The organism is Paraburkholderia sp. GAS42 (genome assembly GCF_050436565.1).
GTDB lineage: Bacteria > Pseudomonadota > Gammaproteobacteria > Burkholderiales > Burkholderiaceae > Paraburkholderia.
In genome coordinates, this window is record NZ_JBNDML010000003.1 from 112,644 (window position 1) to 135,269 (window position 22,626).

A 22,626-nucleotide genomic window follows, 5' to 3' on the forward strand; every position below is an offset into this window, starting at 1 on the left:
GCTGCCCAACCCCTCTCTGCTAGACGCTCTTTGAAGATTGTTTCCTGATTTCGATGCTGGCCTGGCTTAAGCCAAAGCCAGCGGGTTCGTGTTGTTTCTCTTGTCGAAGGAACGCGCATGGCTACGAAGGAAACCGGCGATATCGCCGCAGGCCGACTACAGGCCGACCAGCTCGCGTGTCAGTTTACCGACGTCGCGCCGTTGCTTGAACCCGGCGCGGCGGCGATTGCCGCGAGCCGCTGTCACTACTGCTACGACGCACCGTGTGTGAACGCGTGTCCCACGCAGATCGATATTCCCGGTTTTATCCGCAAGATCGGCAACGGCAATCTAAAAGGCGCCGCGGTCGACATTCTCTCCGCGAATCCGTTAGGCGGTATGTGCGCGCGAGTGTGCCCGACGGAAATTCTTTGCGAAGGCGCTTGCGTGCGCAACCATCAGGACGAAAAGCCCGTCGCGATCGGTGCTTTGCAACGTCATGCAACCGACTGGGCGATGGCGCGTGATCTCAGGCTGTTCAGGCGTGCGGCGGAAACGGGTCGACATGTTGCTGTAGTCGGCGCGGGCCCGGCTGGGCTTGCATGCGCACATCGGCTAGCGCTTGGCGGTCATCGCGTGACGCTATTCGACGCGCGCCCCAAAGCCGGTGGCCTTAACGAATATGGCATCGCCGCTTATAAAACCGTCGATGAATACGCGCAAAGGGAAGTCGACTGGCTGCTTTCAGTCGGCGGCATCGAACTAGAGACGGGTGTCGCGCTCGGTCGAGATGTGACGCTCACTGAGCTTCGCCAGCAACACGACGCAGTGTTTCTCGCAGTCGGCCTAACGGGCGTCAAGGCGTTGCAGATCGAAGGCGAAGCGCTGGCTGGCGTCGAAAACGCCGTCGATTTCATCGCGCGCCTGCGTCAGGCGGACGATCTTTCGACGCTGCCGGTCGGCCGTCGCGTGGTGGTGATCGGCGGCGGCAATACCGCGATCGACGCGGCAGTGCAAAGCCGCAAGCTCGGCGCCGAAAGCGTTTCGATGGTGTACCGGCGCGGCCTCGACGCTATGAGCGCGACGTGGGCAGAGCGCGAATTCGCGCAGACGCAGGGTGTATCGATCGTGTTGTACGCGCAACCCGTGCGTTTGCTGGGTGACGGCAGGACGGTCACCGGCGTTGAATTCGAGCGCACGCACGAAGACGGCGGACGCCTTGTCGGCACAGGCGAGCGCTTCACCATCGCCGCCGATGTCGTACTGAAGGCAATCGGCCAGACACTCGTCGCGACAGGACTCGATGCTGAAATCCTGACAACGGACGGCACACGTATCGCAGTCGATGAAGAACGACGTACGTCGCTGGACAACGTCTGGGCAGGCGGGGACTGCGCGGCCACCGGTCTCGATCTGACTGTGCAGGCGGTGCAGGACGGCAAGCTCGCAGCGGCATCGATCGATCGCGTGTTCGCACGCACGGCGATGCGCGCAGCGTAACGACGGTACGAGCAGGGCGCGTGCCTCGATGCAACGCGCAGTGATAAAAAGCGATCACCCCACGGAGCCAGATATGGCCGATCTTCGTTGCACCATCGCCGGCATTACGTCGCCGAATCCTTTCTGGCTGGCCTCCGCGCCACCTACCGACAAGGCCTATAACGTCAATCGCGCATTCGAAGCGGGCTGGGGCGGCGTCGTGTGGAAGACCCTAGGCCTCGATCCGCATGTCGTCAATGTGAGCTCGCGCTACGGCGCGGTGCAGTGGAATGGCCAGCGCATCGCGGGCCTGAATAATATCGAACTGATCACCGATCGTCCGCTCGACGAGAACCTGCGCGAGATCGCACAGGTGAAGCGCGACTGGCCCGATCGCGCGATGATCGTTTCGCTGATGGTGCCGTGCAATGAGCGTGACTGGAAGTGGATCCTGCCGCTTGTCGAAGACACCGGCGCCGATGCGGTCGAGCTGAACTTCGGCTGTCCGCATGGCATGAGCGAACGCGGCATGGGCGCAGCCGTGGGGCAGGTGCCGGAATACATCGAGATGGTCACGCGCTGGGTCAAGGAAGGCTCGCGCCTGCCTTGCCTCGTGAAGCTCACACCAAACATCACCGACATCCGCCTCGGCTCGCGCGCGGCATACAAAGGCGGCGCGGACGGCGTGTCGCTCATCAACACGATCAACTCCATCGTCGCGGTGGATCTCGACGAAATGGCGCCGCTGCCGACCGTCGATGGCAAAGGCACGCACGGCGGTTATTGCGGCCCTGCAGTCAAGCCGATTGCGCTGAACATGGTTGCGGAGATCGCGCGCGATACTGAAACGCCAGGCTTGCCGATCTCGGGCATCGGCGGCATCACGACGTGGCGCGACGCCGCCGAATTCATGGTGCTGGGCGCGGGCAGCGTGCAGGTGTGTACCGCTGCGATGCACTACGGCTTTCGCATCGTCTCCGACATGGCCGATGGCCTGTCGAACTGGATGGACGAAAAAGGCTATGCAACGCTCGACGATATTCGCGGACGTGCCGTGCCGAATGTCACTGACTGGAAGTTCCTGAACCTCAGCTACGACATCAAGGCGCGCATCGATCAGGACAAGTGCATCCAGTGCGGCCTGTGCCACATCGCGTGCGAGGACACCGCGCATCAGGCAATCCTCCGCGAGAAAGATGGCGTGCGTCACTTCGAAGTGGTCGACGCGCAGTGCGTCGGATGCAACCTCTGCATGCACGTGTGTCCGGTCGATCAGTGCATCACGATGGAGCGCGTCGATGCGGGCGCGTATTCGAACTGGACCACGCATCCGAACAATCCTTCTGCAGTCACAGCAACAACCGACGAAACCGTAGCACCAGCACCTGTATCCGCACACGCGGCCTAGTGGTCTACACACGCTGGACGCATCGCACTTCACCACTTAACGACGATGCGCCAGTTTTTCGACGATGGGAGAGCCTTCGATGAATCAGTCTGCTGGAACCAGCGATTCGCTATTGCAACCGGGCGTACGCAACAGTTCGCTCTATAACGACGACCTCGCGCCGACCGGCAAGGCGCAGCGCACGTGGAAGTGGTATCACTTCGCCGCGCTGTGGGTCGGCATGGTGATGAACATCGCGTCATACATGCTCGCGGCCGGTTTGACGGAGCAGGGTATGTCGCCGTGGCAGGCCGTGGCGACGGTGCTGCTCGGCAACCTCATCGTGCTTGTGCCGATGCTGTTGATCGGTCATGCGGGCGCGAAGCATGGCATTCCGTATGCGGTGCTCGTGCGGTCGTCGTTCGGCACGCAAGGGGCGAAACTGCCGGCGTTGTTGCGGGCAATCGTCGCGTGTGGCTGGTACGGCATTCAAACGTGGCTGGGTGGCAGCGCGATCTACGTGCTGCTCAACATTCTCACGGGCAATGCGTTGCAGGGCACGCCGCTGCCATTCATCGACATTTCGATCGGGCAGGCCGCGTGTTTCCTCGCGTTCTGGGCGTTGCAGATCTACTTCATCGTCAATGGCACCGATTCGATTCGCTGGCTCGAAAGCTGGTCCGCGCCGATCAAGGTGGTGATGTGTATCGCGCTGGTGTGGTGGGCGACGTCGAAAGCGGGCGGCGTCGGTTCGATGCTGTCGACGCCTTCGCAGTTCGCTGCGGGCGGCAAGAAGGAAGGTCTTTTCTGGGTCACGTTCTGGCCGGGTCTTACGGCGATGGTCGGTTTCTGGGCGACGCTCGCGCTGAATATTCCGGACTTCACGCGGTTTGCGCGGACGCAGCGCGACCAGATGGTCGGTCAGGCAATCGGCCTGCCGGTTCCAATGGCCTTGCTGTCGGTGATCTCGGTGGTGGTGACGTCCGCGACGGTCGTGATCTACGGCAAGGCAATCTGGGATCCGATCGACCTGACGAGCCGTATGACAGGCGTCGGCGTGGGCATCGCGCTCATCATCCTGACGCTCGACACGATGTGCTGCAATCTTGCGGCGAATCTCGTCGGGCCCGCCTACGATTTTTCGAGTCTCTGGCCGAAGGGCATTTCATACAAGACGGGCGGCATGATCACCGCGACCATCGCGATCGTGATGATGCCGTGGAAGATTCTCGCGACCACGCAGGGCTATATCTTCACGTGGCTCGTCGGGTACTCGGCGCTGCTCGGTCCGGTAGCGGGCATCATGATGGTCGACTACTTCCTGATTCGCGGCACGCGTCTCGATCATCACGAACTTTTCGACGAAAACGGCGAATATGCGTACACGGGCGGCTGGAACATGGCGGCGGTCGTCTCGCTGGCGATCGGCGTGTTGCCGAATCTGCCGGGCTTTCTGCATACCGCGTTTCCCGCTGCGTTCCCGAACGTGCCGGAAGTGTTCAACACGCTCTATACGTATGCATGGTTTGTGGGTCTGGCGCTGGCGGCGATTATCTACGGCGTGTGGATGAAGCTCGGCAAGCGTGCAAGTCCGGGTATCGCGCGCGCCTGAACCGGCCGTTTCGATGCGTGTAGCGTTGAGAGTCAACCGAAGGAGACTGCAGCATGGCAACCCTGATTCGTGGCGGGACGGTGGTCGACGCCAACCAGACATATCGCGCCGACGTGTTGTGTCATGACAGCGCAGAAGGCGGGACCATCGCGCAGATTGGCGTCGATCTGGACGCACCCGCGGGCGTGACCGTGATCGACGCAGGCGGGCAATACGTGATGCCTGGCGGCATCGATCCGCACACGCATATGGAACTGCCGTTCATGGGCACGACAGCCAGCGACGACTTCTATAGCGGCACCGCTGCCGGTCTCGCGGGCGGCACGACCAGCATCATCGACTTCGTGATCCCGTCGCCGCGCCAGCCGCTGATGGCGGCGTTCAACGACTGGCGTGGCTGGGCTGAGAAGGCTGCGTCGGACTACGGCTTTCACGTCGCAGTGACGTGGTGGGACGAGTCGGTGCATCGCGACATGGGGACGCTCGTGCACGAGCATGGCGTGTCGAGCTTCAAGCACTTCATGGCCTACAAGAACGCGATCATGGCCGACGATGAGGTCCTCGTGAACAGTTTCGCACGCGCGCTTGAACTTGGTGCGCTGCCGACGGTGCACGCGGAAAATGGCGAGCTCGTGTTCCAGTTGCAGCGCCAGCTCCTCGCGCGCGGCTTTACAGGACCGGAAGCGCATCCGTTGTCGCGACCGCCGGAAGTGGAGGGCGAAGCGGCCAATCGCGCCATCCGCATCGCACAGGTGCTCGGCGTGCCCGTGTATATCGTGCACGTTTCCGCTAAAGATGCACTCGATGCCGTGATCCGCGCGCATAGCGAAGGCCAGCGTGTCTTCGCCGAAGTGCTCGCGGGACATCTCGTGATCGACGAATCGGTCTATCGCGATACCGACTGGGGACGTGCGGCGGCGCATGTGATGAGCCCGCCGTTCCGCACGAAAGAGCATCGCGATGCGTTATGGCGCGGGCTGCAGGGCGGCCATCTGCACACCACTGCAACCGATCACTGCGTGTTCTGCGCGTCACAGAAGGCAATGGGACGGGAAGACTTCACGAAGATTCCGAACGGCTGCGGCGGCGTCGAAGACCGCATGTCGATTCTCTGGCATCACGGCGTAAATACGGGGCGCCTGACGCCTAACGAGTTTGTGCGCGTGACATCAACGAACGCCGCGCAGATTTTCAATCTGTATCCACGCAAAGGCGCGGTCGAAGTGGGCGCCGACGCGGACCTCGTCGTCTGGGATCCGAAGGCGACGCGCACGATCTCCGTGAAGACGCATCACCAGAACGTCGACTTCAACGTATTCGAAGGGATGAACGTGCAGGGCGTGGCGACGCATACGCTGTCGCGCGGTCACGTGGCGTGGGCCAATGGCGATCTGCGCGCGCAGCGCGGCGCGGGACGCTATCTGAAGCGGCCACCCAACCCGGCATATTTCGAAGCGGTGCGCGTCGCCAATCGTTTGAAGGCAGTGGAGCCGGTAGCGCGTTGAGCGTGCGCGATTCTTCACTTTTTTTGTGATTATCTTTTACCGATGGAGGGATTTAAGCGGGCGAATGCTTTGACTATCCTGATCTCACGCGTTTCATACATGGTGTCTGAAGCGGTTCACACGGAAGATCTGGAGGTCGTTGTCATGAAAGCCCGTCTATATGGTGTCGCCGCTGCTGCCCTGACTGCTGCCACGCTGCTCGCCGCGCCGCTCGCATCGTATGCGCAGCAGTCGAACAACACGGTCACGCGCGCACAGGTGAAAGCCGAGCTTGTTGAACTCGAACGGGCAGGCTACCACCCCGGTATGAATGAGGTGAATTATCCGGTCGATCTTGAGACCGCTGAGGCGAAAGTGGCCGCAAACCACGCGGGTGCACCCGGCGACACGGGCTACGGCGCGGGTACGACCAGCTCGGCCCAGTCGGGCGGGCAGTAGGATCGAAAGCCTGAAGCCCGTTGTCCTCTACCGGCCCGTGTGGCGTCGATTAAACCGGATGTCCGTTTGTGGCATCCGGTTTTTTACGCGCGTGGACGCCGCTCGTTATAGAACAGCGTCTGAGGGGGTAAGCGTCGCCACCAGCACGGCAGCGATCGCTTCGATGCCGTCGCGGTCTTCTTCGGTGAAACGCGACGGGAGCGGGCTGTCGATATCGAGCACGCCAAGCAGCGCGCCATCGCGCATCACGAGTGGCACCACCAGTTCTGAGCGCGACGCTGAATCGCACGCAATGTGCCCCGCGAATGCGTTGACGTCCGGCACGAGTTGCGTCTCGCGGGTTTGCGCGGCGGTGCCGCACACGCCGCGGCCCATGGCGATACGCACGCATGCTGGTTTGCCCTGAAACGGTCCGACCACGAGCTCGCCTTCGACGAGAAAATAGAAGCCTGCCCAGTTCACGTCCGGCATCGCGTTGAACAGCAGCGCGGAAAGGTTCGCGGCATTGGCGACGAGATTCGTTTCGTCCGCGAGCAGTCCGCGAGCCTGTGCGGCCAGCTCGATATAGAAATCGCGCTTTGGCAACGCGGTGGAGACGGTTCCCTGAAACATGGCGGTATACCCTGCGTAGTCACTGCAAGAAAGACGCCTGCGTGGCGTCGGGCCGCAACTGACGCAGCCCGGGCCGTGATTCTCCCACCTTTGGCTCAATCCTGCCCGCGGGCACACCACACCGGTCGCGCCAGTCCGGGCACGTCCGCTGCCCGCAACGCGTTTATTCGTCAACGCATACAATAATCGGGCACGTATGCCCGCATCGGGACGCCGATATTCCTCACGTCACGGCTGCAGATGAATCGCCCCTGCGTGCGTCGAAGAAAGGACGCCCATGGATCACCTCGAATCGCTGCGTATCTTCTGCACCGTAGTCGAAGTTCGCAGTTTTACGCGCGCGGCGCGGGTACACGGTCTGTCGACGCCGGCCATTTCCCGCTCGGTGAGCGAACTCGAAACGCGCCTCGGCGTGCGCCTCTTTCAACGTTCGACGCGTCATATCTCGACCACCGAAGTCGCGGAGCAGTTTTTCAAGGGCTGTTCGCGGCTTCTGGCGGAACTCGATGCGCTGGAAGCGCAGGCGCGTCACGGTGTGAGCGAACCGACGGGTGTGCTCAGGGTGGTTGCGCACACAACCGCCACCGTGAACCTGCTCGTGCCGCTGATAGCAGGCTTCAAGAAAGAGTTTCCGACGGTGCATCTCGATCTCACGCTGAGCGAGCGACCCGTCGATCTGATCGAGGAGGGCTACGATCTCGGCATCCTGCTGCCGTTCATGCTGACGAGCGATCAGATGATCACGCGCCCGCTCACGCGCATCGCGATGGTCGTGGTGACGTCGCCCGCCTATCTGAAGACGCACGCGCGCCCCGACACGCCGGAAGACCTCGTGCGACATGATTTCGTCGCGCTGTCGCCGTCGATTCAGGGTTTGCCTCTGCGCTTTCGGCGCGACGACGAAGAAACGACCGTCGATCTGAACGTTGAGATCTCGTCCAACAACGCGTCGCTAAGAAAGGAGATGGTGCTGATTGGCTTCGGGCTGGGCGCATTGCCGCGCTCGTTGATCGAAGACGAACTGCGTGATGGCCGGCTCGTGCAACTGCTGGAAAACTACGAATTGCTCGACAACGATATTGAGTTGCGGCTCGCGTATAGCAACCGCAAATTCATGCCCGCGAAAGTGCGCGCGTTCGTCGACTATGCGACGGCCTTTTACGCAGCAGCGCCGATCGATAGCCCGTAGGCAGTCACGTTAGCGAAGCGGCGCGCTACACATCCGGGAGCAACTTTGAAAGCAACGGCCCGATAGGCGAACGTTCCGTCGCCGCAGTATCATTCTGCCCGCCGCGTGCTTCCTGCGGCTCAGCCTACCTTTTTATAACTATAAGTAATATAAATCGCCATCGAAATGCTTTGTGGAAATAAGGGGTCTTTGCTACAGTCCGCTGCGCTCTTCGGACCGGTAGCATTGCAAACACGCAAAGCGCGCCGAAGCCGGACCTACAACACCAAGAGGACTATTTGATGAAATCGATTCGCTCCATTCTGCTGGTCGGCCTGCTGCAGGCTGTCGTCGCAACCTCGGCCTTCGCCGCTGACGGACTCGCGCAGATCAAATCGGCGGGCGTGTTCAAGATCGGCACCGAAGGCACGTACGCACCGTTCACGTTCCACGATGCGTCGAACCAGCTGACCGGCTTCGACGTCGAAATCGGCCGCGCGATCGCGCAGCGTCTGGGCGTGAAGGCCGAGTTCATCGAAGGCAAGTGGGACGGCCTGATCGCCGGCCTGGATGCCAACCGCTACGACGCCGTGATCAACGAAGTATCGATCACCGACGCACGCAAGGCCAAGTACGATTTCTCGAGCCCGTACATCACGTCGCACGCGGCGCTGATCGTGCGTTCGGACAATACGACCATCAAGACCTTCGACGACCTGAAGGGCAAGAAGTCGGCGAACACGCTGACCAGCAACTTCGGCAAGATGGCGGCCGCACACGGCGCGGAAGTCGTGCCGGTGCAAGGCTTCAACGAATCGATCGACCTGCTGACGTCGGGCCGCGTCGATGCGACGGTGAACGATTCGCTGTCGTACCTCGACTTCAAGAAGCACAAGCCGGACGCGAAGGTGAAGATCGCCGCGCTGGATGAATCTTCTGAAAGCGACCAGTCGGGCGTGCTGATCCGCAAGGGCAATCCGGAACTGCAGGCTGCGATCAACAAGGCGCTCGCCGACATGAAGGCCGACGGGACCTACGACAAGATCTCGAACAAGTACTTCGGCAAAGACGTATCCAAGTAAAGCCTCAAAAGCGAGCCTGAATCATGCCGGTATGGCTGCATTTGATGGGTACGTCACTCTGGCCCCTGCTGTACGCGGGGCTGGTGTTCACGGTGCCGCTCACCCTGATTTCCTTCGTGCTGGGTCTCGCGCTGGCGTTTGCCGTCGCGCTGATCCGGCTCTTCGGACCGAACTGGTCCGTGGCTATCGTGCGGTTCTACGTCTGGCTGATTCGCGGCTCGCCGCTGCTTGTGCAGCTGTTTGTGATCTTCTATGGCCTGCCGAATGTCGGGATCGTGCTTGATCCGCTGACGGCGGCCATTATCGGTTTCTCGCTGAACGTCGGCGCCTACAATTCCGAGGTCATCCGCGGCGTGATCGAATCGATCCCGAAGGGGCAGTGGGAAGCCGCGTACTCGATGGGGATGACGCGCGGCCAGGCACTGCGTCGCGCGATTCTGCCGCAAGCGGCGCGCGTCGCGCTGCCGCCGCTGTCGAATTCGTTCATCGCGCTCGTGAAGGATACGTCGCTCGCCGCCGTTCTGACCGTGCCGGAGATTTTCCAGGCCGCGCAGCGCATCGCATCGGTGACGTATGAGCCGCTGATCCTGTACACGGAAGCGGCGTTGATCTATCTGGTGTTCAGTTCGGTGCTGTCGTCGGCGCAGGTCAGGCTCGAACGGCGTTTCGGGCGCCACGCGCTTTTCACGGGCGGTAACTGATGATCAGACTGCAGAAAATCGAAAAGTATTTTGGCGATCATCGGGTGTTGAACTCGGTCGATCTCGCGCTCGCGCAGGGCAATGTCACGGCGCTGATCGGACCGTCCGGCAGCGGCAAGAGCACGCTGCTGCGTTGCGTGAACCTGCTGGAAATTCCCGAAGCCGGCACGCTCGAACTCGGCGACCAGCGGCTCGAATTCAGCCGCACGGAAAAGCCCTCGCGCGATGCCGTGCTGGCCATCCGCCGGCGCACCGGCATGGTGTTCCAGAACTTTCAGCTGTTTCCGCACCGCACGGTTATCGAGAACGTGATGGAAGGGCTCATCACCGTACAGAAGTGGGACGCTGAACGCGCGCGCGTGCGGGCGCATGAACTGCTGACGAAGGTGGGCATTGCCCATAAGTCGGACGCGTGGCCGTCGACGCTCTCCGGCGGTCAGCAGCAGCGTGTCGCGATTGCGCGGGCGCTGGCGCCGTCGCCGGATGTGCTGTTGTGCGATGAGCCGACATCGGCGCTCGATCCGGGCCTGGCTGCCGAAGTGGTCGATGTGCTGCGGCAGCTCGCGAAGGAAGGCATGACGATGCTGATGGCGACGCACGATCTGCGGCTTGCCGCGTCGATTGCGCGCGATGTCGTGTTCCTGACCGACGGCGCGGTGATCGAATCGGGCCCGGCGCGCGATATCTTCACGCGCCCGAGGCAGCGGGAAACCGCCAGCTTCGTGTCGACGTTGACGCAGACACTGCCGGACAGCTGGGACGACTGATCATTTTCGTCGCGCGATTTTTCGCGCTTCTCCACCTTTCCCCAGCGGCTTGCCGCACGGCTAGCCCCAGTGGGTTCCGGGGGGAGAACCGGTGCTTACTGCGCCGGCTTCACAAACTTCAATGTCATCCGGTCCGATTCGCCGATCGCCGCAAAGCGCGCGCGATCGGTGTCGCCGCCCTCGTACGTCGGCGGTAGCGACCAGACGCCGTTCGGGTAGTCCTTCGTGTCGCGCGGGTTGCTGTTGACCTCGCTGCGTGCGGCCAGCACGAACCCGGCCGCCTGAGCGTGCTGGATCACATAGGCTTCGGTGACATAGCCCGTCGTGATCATGGTCTGCACCGACGTGTCCGGCCGCGCGCGATGCTCCTCGACACCCAGCACACCGCCCGGCTTCAGCGCCGCGTAGAAGGCGCGCAGGTTCGCGTCGATCTCGCCGTCTTCGATCCAGTTGTGAATGTTGCGGAACGTGAGCACGCGGTCGACGTTGCCGCTGGCCGGAAAGCCGCTGAACTGACCGCCACGCAACGTGCCGTCCACGACCTTGCCATAGACCGCTGGCGTCGCCGCAAGCTTCTTCTCGAATGCGGCGCGGTTGGCTTTCTCTTCCTCCGCGGCGGCGGTCGACGGGCTCTCGTATTGCGCCTCGTAGAGCGTCCCGCTGTCATGCAGATACGGTGCGAGGATGTCGGTGTACCAGCCGCCGCCCGGCGCGATTTCGAGCACCGTCTGCGACGTTTCAACGTCGAAGAACTGGAGCGTTTCCTTCGGATGACGGTAGACGTCGCGTGCTTTTGCCTTGTCGGTTCGCTGCGGGCCCGCGAGCGCGGTGTCGAGCGCGGCAGATGCGGTGCCTGAGGTCGGGCCGGGTGACGTGCATGCGGCGAGCATAAGCGCGGCGCAGAACGTTGCGGCGGTGCGCCGGAATGCGCGAGCCGGGGACGGGGACGGGAGTCGGGAATGGCGTGTCATGCTGTTCATTATCCACCCGCATGTGACCGGATTAAAACGTGCAGAAGGAAAACAGGTAGTCCTCGCACGTGTTTTCCATCGCCTACACTGGATGAGTCGATACACGACCTCGAAGGAGTCGAGCATGTCGCGACCACCCCGTTTGTTGTCTTTGGTCTTCTTCACTGCGTTGTGCGCGGCGACAGGATCGGCCTTCGCTCAGGGGCTTTCCGCGCAGGACGACATGAGCCTGCCCGCCAACAGTCCAAAGTTGATGCCGCACGCGCCGCTCGGCAGCGAGTATCCATCGCACGGCAACCAGCAGGCCGGTGAGATGAATCTGAATCCGACCGATCCGCGTGCGCAACTCGTCAATGGTCTGCCGAACAATACACAGTCGGGCGGGTACGGTTCGCCACTCGCAGGCGTGCGGACTTACGTGCAGCCGACGGGGCAGTGAAACGTTTCGAGCGCTTCGCCTGCGATGGCGGGCGTGGCGCGTGTGCGCCGGAGTCCCGTCGCGGTCCTGATATGATGGCTGTATAAACATACAGCTTTTGTGCGCATGCCCGTGCCGACGGCTTCTCCCGATCCTCACTACTATCTGCGCAACTTCCAGCGCGCGCTCGCGTGGCTCAAGGAACGTTACGACGACCTGCTCGATGCCGCCGGGCGGGATTTCCTGCGGTCGTTCGACGAACTGCCCGAAGCATCCCAGGCGCTGCTCGTGCGCATGCTGATGCGCAAGGGGCCGTTATTCCGTTCGAGCCGGCTCGCGTATGACGAGATCGGCTGCCCGCTCGATGCCGCGCAGCCGCTCGTCGCGCGAGGCTGGGTCGATCCCGATCCGCTTCTGACGCTCGACGAACTCTCTGGTCTCGTCACGCGTCCGGAACTCGCCCGCCTGTTTCCCGATCTTCCGGTGAAATCCGCGACCCGCAAGGCCGATCTGCTCGCTACGCTGCGCGAGCGATACGGCGAGGCACGCCGGTATTCCATGTGGGATCTGCAATCCGAAGAGCGCGTGTTGTGTGTCACCATCGCGCCGTTGTGCGATCGTCTGCGGTTGATGTTCTTCGGCAACCTGCACCAGGACTGGTCGGAATTCGTGCTCGCAGACCTTGGCGTGTTTCAGTACGAGCGCGTCGCGTTCGAGCCGTCGTCGCGCGCGTTCCAGCAGCGGGCCGATGTCGAGGTGTTTCTCGCGCTGCATGCGTGCCGCGATAGCCTTGATACGCTCCCCGATGTCCTGAACGAAGGCGACGCGCTCGATAACCTGCTGTCGGCCGTCGAGGCGTGCCGCAGTGACAACACATGGCTCGAAACGCGTCGCGCGAAGCTGCTGTTTCGTATCGGCCAGCATGCAGAGCGCCGGCACGACTGGGCAGTCGCGCTCTGTGTATACGAGCGTTGCGACTGGCCTGGCGCCCGCCATCGACGTATGCGCGCGCTGGAGCGGAGCGGCCAGTGCGATCAGGCGCTCGCGCTGGCGTTGCAGGCGGCGACCCAACCCGAAAGCGAGGAGGAAAGCCAGCGCGTCGCCCGGATGTTGCCGCGGCTGCGGCGGCAGTTGGGGCAGGCGGTCGCGCGCAATGCGAGGGCGCGGCCGGTTGCCCGCAGCGAACTGGTGCTGGCGCGACCTTCCGAACCGCGACCAGTTGAGTACGTCGTGCGCGACCATCTTGGCTGCGCGGACGCGCCTATCCACTATGTCGAGAACGGGCTGATCAATTCGCTGTTCGGGCTGCTGTGCTGGGACGCGATTTTCGCTGCGATTCCGGGCGCGTTCTTTCACCCGTTCCAGCGCGGTCCGGCGGATCTCCACGCGGCCGATTTCCAGTCGCGTCGCGCCGCGCTGTTCGATGCGTGTTTCGCGCAACTCGACAACGCAGCGTATCGGAGCACGATCCTGCGTCACTTCGAGACGAAGTTCGGCGTGCAGTCGCCGTTCGTGTTCTGGGGGCTGCTCACGCCCGAACTGCTGACGCTCGCGCTCGACTGCCTGCCGGCGCTGCATCTGAAGCGCTGGTTCGAACGGTTGCTGGTCGATATCCGGAGCAACCGCTCGGGGCTGCCCGATCTGATCCGCTTCTGGCCCGCCGAACAGCGATATGAACTGATTGAGGTGAAAGGTCCCGGCGACCGTTTGCAGGACAACCAGATCCGCTGGCTGGAGTACTGCGTGCAGCATGAGATGCCCGTGCGCGTAGTCGACGTGCGATGGGCTGACGGGCATGTTGATGCAGCGGGCGCTGTGGTTCCGCTCGAGGGCAAGGATGTCGCCGATCCGGCTGTCTGCATCGACGGGGCTGATGAAACGCCCATCGTTGACCGGGTCGACCTGGCCGGCAGAGCCAACGGATCAGCATGACCTACATCGTCGCCGTGCGGGCATTGTGCGAATTCGCGGCGAAGCGCGGCGATCTCGACCTGCGCTTCACGCCTGCGCCGACCGCGCTGGAAGGCATCGCGGGTCACGCCACGGTATCCGCGCGTCGCGCGAGCGGATACGAATCCGAGATCACGCTGACCGGCACGCATCGTGGCCTCACCGTCAGGGGCCGCGCGGACGGCTACGATCCCGTGCTGAACCGTCTCGAAGAAGTGAAGACGCATCGCGGCGATCTCGATACGATGCCCGCGAACCACCGTGCGCTGCATTGGGCGCAGGCGCGCGTGTATGGACATCTGTTGTGCCAGCAGCGTGGGTTGTCGTCGCTCGACGTCACGCTCGTGTATTTCGACATCGCGAGCCAGAAAGAAACGCTGCTCACCGAGCACCACACGGCGGCTTCGCTCGAAGCGTTCTTCGTCGATCAGTGCGAGCGTTTCAGCGACTGGGCCGCGAGAGAGGAAGCGCATCGCGACGCGCGTAACGCGGCGCTGGCCGCGCTGCAGTTTCCGTATCGCGCGTTTCGCAGCGGTCAGCGCGAACTCGCGGTATCGGTGTATCGCGCAGCCCGTGATGGCACATGTCTGATGGCGCAGGCGCCGACGGGCATCGGCAAGACGCTCGGCACGATCTTCCCGTTGCTGAAGGCGTGCGCGGCGGACCAGATCGACCGCGTCTTCTTCCTGACCGCGAAAACACCGGGTCGCGCGCTCGCGCTCGACGCTATCGAAACGCTGCGTCAGCAGGGTGATCCGCTGCCCCTGCGCGTGCTCGAACTCGTCGCGCGCGACAAGGCCTGCGAGCATCCGGACAAGGCCTGTCATGGCGAATCGTGCCCGCTCGCGCGCGGCTTCTACGACCGGCTTGCCGACGCACGCAGCGCGGCGCTCGCATCCGGGCGACTCGACCGGGCGTCGGTGCGCACGGCGGCGCTCGCGCACGATGTCTGTCCGTACTATCTCGCGCAGGAACTGGCGCGCTGGAGCGATGTGGTCGTTGGCGACTACAACTATTACTACGACAGCAGCGCGCTGCTGTACGCGCTCACGCAGATGAACCCGTGGCGCGTGGCCGTGCTCGTCGACGAAGCGCATAACCTGCTCGAGCGCGCGCGCCGCATGTACACCGCGAGCTTCGATCAGACCGCATTGCGGATCGCGCGTAAGACCGCGCCCGCAGCGCTGAAAAAGCCGCTCGAAAAACTGTCGCGCGAATGGAATGCGCTGAACCGCACGCAAACCGAAAACTACGTGGTCCACGCGGCCGTGCCCGCGCGTCTGCAACTGGCCGCGCAGAATCTGATCAGCGCGATGACGGAGCAACTGGCCGAAGCGCCCGACACGATCGATGGCAATGAAACGCTGCTGCGTTTCTATTTCGATGCGATGCATTTCACGTCGCTCGTCGAGCAGTTTGGCGCGCATTCGATCTTCGACGTCACGCTCACAACCGAACGCTACGCGGGCCGCGCGACGGTCAACTCGGTCCTGTGCGTGCGCAATGTGATTCCGGCGCCGTTTCTCGCACCACGCTATGCGGCGGCGCGCACGACGGTGATGTTCTCCGGCACGCTGAGCCCGCATCATTTCTATCGCGACACGCTTGGGTTACCGGCGGAGAGTGGCTGGCTCGATGTCGATGGCCCGTTCCGCGCGGAGCAGTTGACGGTGCGCGTCGCGGGCAACGTGTCGACGCGCTGGCGCGACCGCGAGCGCTCGCTCGTGCCGATCGCCGATCTGATCGCCGCGCAATACGCGGCCCAACCGGGCAACTACCTCGGCTTTCTGAGCAGCTTCGACTATCTGCAACAGGTGGTCGCGCTGATGCGCGAGCGGCATCCCGAACTGCCGGTGTGGGCGCAGGAACCCGGCATGGACGAAGCCAGCCGCGACGCGTTTCTCGCCCGCTTCACGACAATGGGAAAGGGCGTCGGCTTTGCGGTGCTGGGCGGCGCGTTTTCGGAGGGCGTGGATCTCGTCGGCGAACGGCTGATCGGCGCGTTTATCGCGACGCTCGGCCTGCCGCAGATGAACGCCGTCAACGAACAGATGCGGCGCACCATGGAAGCGAAGTTCGGCAGGGGCTACGACTATACGTATCTGTTTCCAGGTTTGCAGAAAGTCGTGCAGGCCGCCGGTCGCGTGATCCGTACCGAGGACGACGCGGGCGTCGTGCATCTGATCGACGACCGCTATCGACGCGCCGAAGTGCGGCAGTTACTGCCGCGCTGGTGGCAGGTGGGATGAGCCGTTGAACGTGTAGCGTGCGCGGCAGGCGGGACGCTAGCCGCCCGCTCCGGTGAGCTCGCGACGCAACGTCGCGATATCGACTGGCTTCGGCAATAGCAGCGCACCGGGGATTTCATCGCCGATCACGGTCGAATCGCCGTATCCCGACACCAGCACCACACGAATACCCGGCTGCACGCGACGCAGTGTGCGCGCGAGATCGCTGCCCGACATGCCCGGCAGCGTGATGTCGGTCAGCAGCACGTCGTAACGCTGCGCGGGCACGAGTTCGATGGCTTCTTCGGCGCTATGGACGGCCGTGCATTGCAGGCCGAATGCAACAAGCAGGTCGCGCATCGCGGCGCGTGAATCGGGATCGTCTTCCACGAGCAACACCGATACCGCCGTGCCGTTTACGCGTGTGGGCTCCGGCGCTGATGCTTCTGCGTTGCCGTCGTGCGCAGGCGGCGCCTGGATCTGTTCCGCCTGCCGCCGCCGGTGCGCATCGAGCACGCCGCGCACCTTGCGCGCGAGGTCGTCGCGTCGATACGGCTTGCCGAGCAGCGTCACGCCGGGATCGAGCTTGCCCTGGTGAAAGATCACATCGCGTGTATAGCCCGACGTGAACAGAACGGGAACCGGCGTGGGTAGCGCCGACGCCCGCTGCGCCAGTTCGGCGCTGTGGATCGTGCCGGGCATCACGACATCAGTGAACAGCAGGTCGATATGCACGCCGGTATCGAGCAGTTCGAGCGCACTGTCGCCGCCCGATGCGGTTAGTACCTTGTAGCCGAGTTGCGTCAACATCTCGACGGCGGTCAGACGCACATCTGCATCGTCCTCGACGACGAGAATGGTTTCGCGGCCACCGACCGGCGCCGCGACCTCAACCGGCAACAGCGGTAATTCCTGCTCGTCGCATCGCGGAAAGAAGAGCTTCACCGTCGTGCCGCGCCCGACCTCGCTCGTGATCGTCGTGTGGCCGCCGCTCTGTTTCACGAAGCCGAACACCATGCTCAAGCCGAGACCCGTTCCGCGACCGTCCGGCTTCGTCGTGAAGAACGGCTCGAACACATGTTCGAGCACTTCGGGCGGCATGCCGACACCGGTATCGGAAACCGAAAACGTCAGATAGTCGCCGGGCGACGCTTCCGGTCGCGCGCGGCAGTCTTCGGCGCTCAGCACGACATTCGATGCCGCGATGGTGAGCGTTCCATCGCCTTGCATCGCGTCGCGGCCGTTGATCGCGAGGTTGAGCAGCGCATTCTCCAGCTGGTTTTGATCGACGAGCACATTCCACAGGTCCTCGCCTAGCGATGTATGGATACGCACCGTTTCGCCAAGCACCCGATGCAGCATTTCGTCCATGCCGTCGAGCAGCCGGCGCGGATTCACCACCGCCGGCGACAGCGGCTGACGTCGCGCGAACGCGAGCAGTTGCGCGGCGAGCTTGCCGCCGCGCTGCACGGCGTCGGTCGCGGCGCGAATCCGGCGCTGCGTGGCCGCGTCCCCGCCGACGGTGGCCGCGAGCATCTGGAGATTGCCGTTGATCACCTGCAGCACGTTGTTGAAGTCGTGCGCGACGCCACCCGTCAGGCTGCCGATCGCTTCCATTTTCTGCGCCTGACGAAGCTGTTCTTCAGCGACGGCCTGCGCGGCGAGTGCATCAGCGACCCGTTGCTCCAGCGTTTCGGTCAGCTGGCGCAATGCATCTTCGGCGATCTTGCGTTCGTGGATATCGATCAGCACGCCAGGAAAGCGATAGGGCGCGCCCTCGCGATCGAACTCGCAGCGGCCGTTGGCCTGTATCCACAGATAGCGGCCGTCCGGCTGCTGGATCCGGTATTCGACCTTATACGGTTCACCCGATTCGAGCGACGCGTGGATCGCGCGATCGATCCGGTCGACGTCGCCAGGATGAACCGTGCGATTCATGCCGGCACGCGGGATGCCTCGCGTGGTCGCGTCGAGCGGCAACATGAAGGTGCGTGCGAAGCGTTCGTCGCCGCGCACGATGTCCGACTCGATGTCCCACACCCACGTGCCCAGCACGGCGCCCGCGTTGAGCGCCAGTTGCAGCCGTTCGTTGGTGTCACGCAGCGCGGCTTCGGCGATCTGCCGGTGACGCTCGATGAGCACACGGCGCGTGGTTTCCACGACGACCGCGATCACGCCTGCGGGCGCGCCGTCGTCATCGGCGACGGGGCTGTAGTACAGGTCCATCCAGACGTTTTCGGGCTGGCCGTTACGCAGCAGGACGAGTTCCTTGTCGTGATAGGAGAGTGTGGCGCCGCCGAGGCAGGTGTCCATCACGTGCCGGTTGAATGAGGCGATTTCCGGCCAGCCCAGTTCGACAGGCGCGCCGAGCAGGTACGGATGACGACCGCCCGCGAACTCCGCATACGCGTCGTTGTAGATCATGTAGCCGCGCTGGCCCCACAGCATCACGAGCGGAACAGGCGAGGCCAGCAGCAGTTTCACGGTTGCGCTCAGGCTGCGCGTCCAGGTGTCGATCGCCCCGAGTTCGGTATCCGACCAGTTGAACGCGCGAATGCGCCCGGCCATTTCACCTCGCCAGCCGGGACAGTCGTGGTCTTCTGTCAGGAAAGCCATGAATCCGCTCCACACATGTCAGATCGCGTTTCGAACAGGATCACGAAGTGGGACCGCCACGCGCGGACGGGGTTCGCGCAGGTACGCACGTGGTTCGCATCGGGTTTGCACGGTTCGTGCCCGCCTCGCAAACGCCATGGTGATCGCGAGGCGACGACGGTCCGGCCGTTGGGTCGTGTGTATGCATTGTGACATGCCCCTGGTTTAACGGGAGCCGGTTGGGGCGTTTCGTCGAGGAAAGCGGCAACTGGCCTCACCGCCCCCACCGGGTGCTGCGAAGCCTTGCCTGTGGCGGCGCAGCAATCCGGCGGCGCGTTTTCGGGAAGTAAATAACTACCGCAGGAACGGTCGTTGCTAACACAGGATTATGTATGAGCACGCATCAAGGCGTCGGGAGTTCCATGTGCACTGTTTTATTGGCTGATGACAACGCCCACGACATCGAAGCACTTAAGCTCGCTCTCGAACAGGAGGGGCATCGGGTCGTGACGGTCGAAAACGGGTATCACGCGCTGCTCGCAGCACGGCGCGAGCGGCCGGACGTCGTGATCACGGACTGGGAGATGCCGTGTATGGACGGCGTCGAACTGTGTTTTCAGATGAAGCGTCAGCCTGCACTGGCGACAATTCCGGTGATGCTGGTCTCGGCGTCATCGCCGCCTGGCGTCGGCGTGGTGCCATGGGCCGCGTTTTTTCGCAAGCCGGCTCCGCTAAGGCGGCTGATCGATCTGGTCGGTGAGCTTGCTCCTCCGAAGGCGGCACGCGGCTGACGAGGTTACGTTTCCATTTTCCGGTAGACCGGTTTTTCGTAGCAGGCCAATTCCGGTCGCGGGCGGGGCATGCGTGTCGCGGTCGTACGATACAATTGCCGGCGGCCTGAACAACGGAAAACCAATGAAGATTCGGACTCTATCTCTCGCATGTGCGACGTCTGCTGCGATGCTCTCGGCAGGATGTACGGCTGTCTACAAAAATTCGGACGCATGCGAGCAGATGACGCGCGATAAGTTCGCTGAGAAGTATCCGCAGAAGCTGACGATCTCGCATACAGGTGCGGGCATTCGCGGTGAGCGCGTGGTGGTCGAAGGGCAGTTTGAAGCGCCCCCAAAAGTTGCAACTGATACGGCTGGGGCTTCGGGCGTGGTGGTGGGGCATGCGGGCGCCGGGGCTGCGGCCCGCGTTGGCGCGGGTTCTCAGGCGGGTCCGGCACCGGGTGGAGCAGGCTCTGCTTCGGCCTCCGGCGCTGTCCTGTCAGCGGGTGTGCCGGGCGCTTCGGCTGCTTCGGCTGCTTCAGTTGCGTCAGCACCTGCTGCTGGGGCGAGCGGTGCTGTGGAGGCGGGCGCGCCGGCTAAACCTGTGACGGGAAAGAAAAAGAAGGTCTATACCGCCGCTGCCGCCGAGTGCACATTCTCCGGACTCGATCTGACAGCCTTCCACTGGCTCGCGCCATCCGATCTGGCCAGTCCGGCGGGCGAAGCGTCGGAATAGATACTGTAGAGCCGACAACGCGCGCCTGCCGGTGCTACGATAAAAACATCGCCGACCAGGAGGACCCGTGATGGACGGCTTTGTCAGACATCAAATCGAAGGCGCGTCGGTGGACATCGACGTCGTGCCCGTCAACCCGCGAGGCTTCTGCGCCAGGTTCCGCATTTTTCGCGACGCTACCGATCAGCCTGAGTGGCATCACGTCCACGTCTCAGGAAGTGTGTTCGAGACGGCGGAAGATGCCGAAGAGGCGGCCCGCTCAATGGCGCTCGAAAAGGTGCTCGCCAGCGGATCATAGTGCGTCCTGCGTCGCGCGCGATGCGCTTGCTGCGCGTCTCTGCTGTACGTGCTGCGCCAGCCGCTCGCCCAGCTGCTCCGGACGTCCTGCGAAAAAGCAGTCGACCGCTTTCGCCTCGATCAGCCGTCTGCGCAGCGCTTCGCGTTCGTCATGTTCCGTTGCCATGCGCAGAGCCGCGGCAATATAGGCGTCAACCGTTTCCGTCACCGTCCACGATGGCATGTTCGCGCGCGCGAACATCGCGCCATCGATATGTTCGAACACCTCGGGACCTGTTTTGCAGACGCCCGGCAAACCAGCTGTCAGCGCGTCGACGATGCCGTTCGTATTGCCGAACGGGAACGGGCTGATAAACATGTCCGCGTTGTTCACGCGTGCGAGATAGGCACCGTAGTCGTGAAGGCCGTGAACTTGCGCGTCCGGCACGGCTCGCGCGATGACCTTGCGCATATGCGTGAGCTGCAAGGCGTTGCGTGTTCCCGTCATGAAGTGAAACTGCACGCGCACACCCGCTCGCGCCTGAATCTGACCGCAGGCTTCGAGAAAGCGCGGATTGATCTTCATTGCGCTCGCCGTGACGACGATATCGACCACATCGCGCCGTGCGGGTACGCGCGGCGCAATGCCGGGCAGGCCCGCTGACGGCCGGTAGGGTTGCCCGTCAGCGGGAAGGATCAGCAGTTCTTCGCTGAAGCATTCCGGGTCGCCGACGTAATCCTCCTCGACGCTCACATAGTCGATCTGCCGGGAATGCGTCGTGGCCGGGTGGCCGAGCCCGGCCACCTGAAGCGGCGCGACACGCAGATTCGACAGGAATACCGTGAGCACGAACATGCCGACACTCGGCATATACAGCACGTCCGCCTGTTCGTTCCGGGCAAATTCGCGGATCGTGGCCAGACATTCGCCGATGTATTCAGGTTCCGCCAGCTCGATGAACCGGTCGAATACTGCGCGCCCCGCGGCGTCGACGGCGTAGCCAAAGCCGAACCCCACGACCTCGAAATGCTGCCGCGCCGCTTCGATCGCGCGCGAGTGCGTCCGATAGATCGAATGCCCGCCCGAAAACCATTCCACGACGACGATCATTAACGGCTTCTTCCGGACCCGTCCGCGCGATGCGACCGGAGGCGGTGGAAGGTCGTCCAGCCCGAGCTGCGCGAGTTTGCGCCGCACGAGCGCATTGATGTCCTTCCTGATCGCGTGTCGCGTGGGGGAATCTGCATAACTGCAATACATATAGACGTTGTGCAGGACCCCGGTGGGCAACGAATCGAGATCGTCGATCTGGGCGAGCCTGCCGGGCAGCCACGCGAGCAACGCTTCCCGCTTGTCGTGCGCGGTTCGCGAACCCTGAAACTCAGGCGAGAGCAGGGCGAGTGCGAGGCCGGCGGCAAGTGCCCTGTCGTGCATCCAGAGCGATTCGAGATCGAGCGCGAGGTCTGACTCGTTCGAGTAGAGCAGGCAGCGCTTTGCGCCTGCCGGGTCTGGCTGAGCGAGGTCGCCGCCGGCACCGCACGGGCTCATATGGCGTGCGACGTGATCCGCGTTGCCGAAAGCCGTCGCTGCGTAGATCGCACCTATCCACGCGTGCAGACCAAGAAGTGCGCTGGTCTGCGACCGCGTCGGCTCGAAGCCTGGATGTACCAGGAGCGCCGAAATGGCACTCGCCAGACGAACCAGAAAGCGGTCGTGCTGCGCGGCAACGGGAAGGCCCTCCATCGACGACGCGCAGAAATCGCCGTCCAGCTCGCCTTGCTTCATGCGTAGATGGGCGAGGAGCTTGACGAGCGGGTCGAACGCGCGACCGGGTTCGCCGGAGTGAACGTGTTGCTCGAGAAAGTCAAGGGACAAGGGCGGAAACATATTCATCAATCTTCAAAAAAATACGGATGACTAACCATGAGGCGAAATCTGCGCGTCACTG

General features: G+C 63.1%; 19 protein-coding genes. 15 read left to right on the forward strand and 4 right to left on the reverse strand.

All coding sequences use genetic code 11. The features are described from left to right. Nucleotides 1–117 precede the first annotated feature (117 nt). The 5 genes from P3T16_RS05515 (at nucleotide 118) to P3T16_RS05535 (ending at nucleotide 6,400) form a co-directional block, all read left to right on the forward strand. The gene (locus tag P3T16_RS05515) at nucleotides 118–1,479 is read left to right on the forward strand and encodes an NAD(P)-dependent oxidoreductase (protein WP_429341489.1); all 1,362 of its coding nucleotides are present in this window, start codon (nucleotides 118–120) and stop codon (nucleotides 1,477–1,479) included. A 73-nt stretch (nucleotides 1,480–1,552) separates the two neighbouring features. Next, nucleotides 1,553–2,866 carry an NAD-dependent dihydropyrimidine dehydrogenase subunit PreA gene (gene preA, locus P3T16_RS05520; RefSeq protein ID WP_429341490.1) on the forward strand — a complete coding sequence of 438 codons (1,314 nt, stop codon included), beginning with the start codon at nucleotides 1,553–1,555 and terminating at the stop codon, nucleotides 2,864–2,866. Nucleotides 2,867–2,945: 79 nt separating this feature from the next. Next, nucleotides 2,946–4,457: an NCS1 family nucleobase:cation symporter-1 gene (locus P3T16_RS05525; protein ID WP_429258779.1), complete on the forward strand. Its 1,512-nt coding sequence runs from the start codon at nucleotides 2,946–2,948 to the stop codon at nucleotides 4,455–4,457. A gap of 53 nt (nucleotides 4,458–4,510) precedes the next feature. Next, nucleotides 4,511–5,962, forward strand: coding sequence for a dihydropyrimidinase (gene hydA, locus P3T16_RS05530; RefSeq protein ID WP_429341491.1), 1,452 nt, complete (start codon nucleotides 4,511–4,513; stop codon nucleotides 5,960–5,962). A gap of 144 nt (nucleotides 5,963–6,106) precedes the next feature. After that, nucleotides 6,107–6,400, forward strand: a complete 294-nt coding sequence (locus P3T16_RS05535) for a DUF4148 domain-containing protein (protein WP_429341492.1) — start codon at nucleotides 6,107–6,109, stop codon at nucleotides 6,398–6,400. A gap of 105 nt (nucleotides 6,401–6,505) precedes the next feature. Here P3T16_RS05535 and P3T16_RS05540 read toward each other — a convergent pair whose 3' ends face one another. Continuing rightward, nucleotides 6,506–7,012, reverse strand: coding sequence for a GAF domain-containing protein (locus P3T16_RS05540; protein WP_429258782.1), 507 nt, complete (start codon nucleotides 7,010–7,012; stop codon nucleotides 6,506–6,508). Nucleotides 7,013–7,289: 277 nt separating this feature from the next. Between P3T16_RS05540 and P3T16_RS05545 the strand changes: the two genes are divergently transcribed. The 4 genes from P3T16_RS05545 to P3T16_RS05560 all read left to right on the forward strand — a co-directional run bounded on the left by P3T16_RS05545 (nucleotide 7,290) and on the right by P3T16_RS05560 (nucleotide 10,730). Further along, a complete protein-coding gene (locus tag P3T16_RS05545) occupies nucleotides 7,290–8,201 on the forward strand; it encodes a LysR family transcriptional regulator (RefSeq protein WP_429341493.1) in 912 nt (303 codons plus the stop codon). A 281-nt stretch (nucleotides 8,202–8,482) separates the two neighbouring features. Further along, complete coding sequence (locus P3T16_RS05550; protein ID WP_429258784.1) at nucleotides 8,483–9,262, forward strand: amino acid ABC transporter substrate-binding protein; 780 nt, start codon at nucleotides 8,483–8,485, stop codon at nucleotides 9,260–9,262. 23 nt (nucleotides 9,263–9,285) lie between these two features. Beyond that, complete coding sequence (locus P3T16_RS05555) at nucleotides 9,286–9,963, forward strand: amino acid ABC transporter permease (protein WP_429341494.1); 678 nt, start codon at nucleotides 9,286–9,288, stop codon at nucleotides 9,961–9,963. Further along, nucleotides 9,963–10,730, forward strand: a complete 768-nt coding sequence (locus P3T16_RS05560) for an amino acid ABC transporter ATP-binding protein (protein WP_429258786.1) — start codon at nucleotides 9,963–9,965, stop codon at nucleotides 10,728–10,730. The genes P3T16_RS05555 and P3T16_RS05560 overlap by 1 nt, the downstream gene beginning before the upstream one ends. Nucleotides 10,731–10,825: 95 nt before the next feature. Here P3T16_RS05560 and P3T16_RS05565 read toward each other — a convergent pair whose 3' ends face one another. Continuing rightward, nucleotides 10,826–11,701, reverse strand: coding sequence for a class I SAM-dependent methyltransferase (locus P3T16_RS05565; protein WP_429341495.1), 876 nt, complete (start codon nucleotides 11,699–11,701; stop codon nucleotides 10,826–10,828). A 124-nt stretch (nucleotides 11,702–11,825) separates the two neighbouring features. On the opposite strand from P3T16_RS05565, the gene P3T16_RS05570 reads away from it, so the two are divergent. The 3 genes from P3T16_RS05570 to P3T16_RS05580 all read left to right on the forward strand — a co-directional run bounded on the left by P3T16_RS05570 (nucleotide 11,826) and on the right by P3T16_RS05580 (nucleotide 16,318). Beyond that, entirely contained in the window at nucleotides 11,826–12,140 is a 315-nt protein-coding gene (locus tag P3T16_RS05570; protein ID WP_429258788.1) for a hypothetical protein, read from the forward strand. Between the two features lie 105 nt (nucleotides 12,141–12,245). Further along, nucleotides 12,246–14,051, forward strand: a complete 1,806-nt coding sequence (locus P3T16_RS05575) for a VRR-NUC domain-containing protein (protein WP_429341496.1) — start codon at nucleotides 12,246–12,248, stop codon at nucleotides 14,049–14,051. Next, nucleotides 14,048–16,318: an ATP-dependent DNA helicase gene (locus P3T16_RS05580; protein ID WP_429341497.1), complete on the forward strand. Its 2,271-nt coding sequence runs from the start codon at nucleotides 14,048–14,050 to the stop codon at nucleotides 16,316–16,318. The genes P3T16_RS05575 and P3T16_RS05580 overlap by 4 nt, the downstream gene beginning before the upstream one ends. Before the next feature lie 36 nt (nucleotides 16,319–16,354). Here P3T16_RS05580 and P3T16_RS05585 read toward each other — a convergent pair whose 3' ends face one another. Then, nucleotides 16,355–18,913, reverse strand: coding sequence for a response regulator (locus P3T16_RS05585; protein WP_429341498.1), 2,559 nt, complete (start codon nucleotides 18,911–18,913; stop codon nucleotides 16,355–16,357). Nucleotides 18,914–19,284: 371 nt separating this feature from the next. Here P3T16_RS05585 and P3T16_RS05590 point away from each other — a divergent pair, with 371 nt between their 5' ends. The 3 genes from P3T16_RS05590 (at nucleotide 19,285) to P3T16_RS05600 (ending at nucleotide 20,699) form a co-directional block, all read left to right on the forward strand. Beyond that, nucleotides 19,285–19,683, forward strand: a complete 399-nt coding sequence (locus P3T16_RS05590; protein ID WP_429341499.1) for a response regulator — start codon at nucleotides 19,285–19,287, stop codon at nucleotides 19,681–19,683. Between the two features lie 223 nt (nucleotides 19,684–19,906). Then, a complete protein-coding gene (locus tag P3T16_RS05595) occupies nucleotides 19,907–20,401 on the forward strand; it encodes a hypothetical protein (protein WP_429341500.1) in 495 nt (164 codons plus the stop codon). A 70-nt stretch (nucleotides 20,402–20,471) separates the two neighbouring features. Further along, nucleotides 20,472–20,699 carry a hypothetical protein gene (locus P3T16_RS05600; RefSeq protein ID WP_429258794.1) on the forward strand — a complete coding sequence of 76 codons (228 nt, stop codon included), beginning with the start codon at nucleotides 20,472–20,474 and terminating at the stop codon, nucleotides 20,697–20,699. Here P3T16_RS05600 and P3T16_RS05605 read toward each other — a convergent pair. Continuing rightward, the gene (locus tag P3T16_RS05605; RefSeq protein ID WP_429341501.1) at nucleotides 20,694–22,571 is read right to left on the reverse strand and encodes a glycosyl transferase family 1; all 1,878 of its coding nucleotides are present in this window, start codon (nucleotides 22,569–22,571) and stop codon (nucleotides 20,694–20,696) included. The two genes, P3T16_RS05600 and P3T16_RS05605, sit on opposite strands and share 6 nt — an antisense overlap. Nucleotides 22,572–22,626 lie beyond the last annotated feature (55 nt).